The following is a 2023-nucleotide window of genomic DNA, read 5'->3' as shown; positions in this document are numbered from 1 at the left end:
GCATCACCTGATAGTGGTTGCCCTGCTTACGGTTTGGAGCCGAGAAGTCACTTCGACCGAATTATCCGATGCGCAGTATGGCGACCACCCGGTCCCCGTAGGCGAGTTCGAGGGCGTCGGCGGTGAGGCGGGGCTGCAGGCCGCCGGCTCGGGGAACCGGATGCGGGCGACCTTGTCGCTCACGCGCACGTCGTCGAGCTCGTTGATCAAGCGTTCGGCGCGACGCACCATCTGGTGTGCCGCAGCGGCTTTGGTGGCCTTCGCGCCGAGCTTGGCAGCCTGCTGACGCAGCGCGCCCGCCTTCTTCTCGGCGTTGGCGCGCTCGCGGACGCGGCGCTGCTCGTCGGTGGCACGGGCGTCGAGGTACTTCTTCCAGCCCATGTTGTAGACGTCGGGCTCACCGCGCACGGCGTCGAGGAACCACACCTTGTTGACCACGTCGCCGAGCAGTTCCACGTCGTGGCTGATCACGATCAGGCCGCCGTCGTGGTTCTGCAGGAACCCGCGCAGCCAGGTGATGGAGTCGGCGTCGAGGTGGTTGGTCGGTTCGTCGAGCAGCAGGATGCGGTCGGAGCGCCCGCCCGAGCCGTCGGAGGCGGAGAACAGGATGCGGGCCAGCTCGATGCGGCGGCGCTGACCACCGGAGAGGGTGCGCAGCTGCTGATCGAGGACGCGATCGGGCAGGCCTAGGCTGTTGCAGATGCGGGCCGCCTCGCTCTCGGCGACGTAGCCGCCGAGCGAGGAGAACTGGTCCTCGAGGCGCCCGTACCGGCGAATCGCCTTGTCGCGAGCGGCATCGTCGGCCACCTCGGCCATCTCGACCTGGGCCTTCTCCATGTCGCGCAGCAGCACGTCGAGCCCGCGCGCCGAGAGCACCCGGTCTTTGGCGATCACATCGAGATCGCCTTCCTTCGGGTCCTGCGGCAGATAGCCGATGTCGGTGGAGCGCGTGATCTTTCCGGCGTACGGCTCGCCCTCGCCCGCGAGGATGCGCAGGGTGGTGGTCTTACCCGCACCGTTGCGACCGACCAGTCCGATCCGGTCGCCGGACTGCACCCGCAGCGCCGGCCCAGGAGCCGAGAGCAGGGTACGGACTCCGGCCCGGACCTCCAGGTCGGTCGCCGTGATCACAGAGTTCTCCTCAGAGTAAGACAAACGGGAAGGGCATATCGGCAAGAACCACTTATTTTACCGTCGACGCTTCCGGAAGCCGAACCCGGCGCTGCCCGATGTGAGCGTGGTTACTCTCGTGCCATGACTACCGATCTCCTTGGCCGGACCGCTCTCGTCACCGGAGCCAGTCGCGGCATCGGCCTCGCGACTGCGGCCGAACTGATGCGCCGGGGCGCGAACGTGCTGATCACCGCACGTAAACCCGAACCACTGGAGGCCGCGGCCACCGAGCTGCGCGCGCTGGGCCACCAGGGTCAGGTGAGCTATCTCGCCGGCAACGCGGGCGATGCCGACGCACGCGCGGAAGCCGTGGCCAGGGCCGTCACCGAGTACGGCTCGCTCGACATCCTGATCAACAACACCGGCATCAACCCCGTCTACGGTCCGCTGATGGACGCCGATCTGGGTGGCGTCAGCAAGATCTTCGATGTGAACGTGGTGGCGTCGCTGGGCTATGTGCAGCAGGCCTACCGCGCGTGGATGGCCGAGCACGGTGGTGCGGTGGTGAACGTGGCCAGCGTCGCGGGCATCCGGTCGTCGGGGGTGATCTCGGCCTACGGCGCGTCGAAGGCGGCGCTGATCCGGCTCACCGAGGAGCTGGCCTGGCAGCTGGGCCCGAAGATCCGCGTCAACGCCGTGGCGCCGGGCGTGGTCAAGACCAAGTTCGCCGATGCGCTGTACTCCGACGACGAGGAGCGGGCCGCGAGCGTGTATCCGCTGAAGCGACTCGGCGAGCCCGAGGACGTGGCCCGGCTGATCGCATTCCTGGTGTCCGACGAGGCAGCGTGGATCACCGGTGACTGTGTGCGGGTCGACGGCGGGTTCCTGTCCACCGGCGGCATCTGAACCC

The 2023-nt window shown here is 68.0% G+C and carries 1 protein-coding gene and 1 pseudogene; one reads left to right on the top strand and one right to left on the bottom strand.

Translation table 11 applies throughout. The features are described from left to right. Positions 1–135: 135 nt before the first annotated feature. Positions 136–1131, bottom strand: a pseudogene (locus ACFWF3_RS33760) (ATP-binding cassette domain-containing protein); the annotation flags it as partial. 123 nt (positions 1132–1254) lie between these two features. Between ACFWF3_RS33760 and ACFWF3_RS33755 the strand changes: the two are divergent. Next, positions 1255–2019, top strand: a complete 765-nt coding sequence (locus ACFWF3_RS33755) for an SDR family oxidoreductase (protein ID WP_378995320.1) — start codon at positions 1255–1257, stop codon at positions 2017–2019. The last annotated feature ends 4 nt before the right edge of the window (positions 2020–2023 follow it).

It is taken from the genome of Nocardia sp. NPDC060220, from assembly GCF_042727815.1.
Classification (GTDB): Bacteria; Actinomycetota; Actinomycetes; order Mycobacteriales; family Mycobacteriaceae; genus Nocardia.
This window is presented reverse-complemented; position numbering and strand designations above follow the sequence as displayed.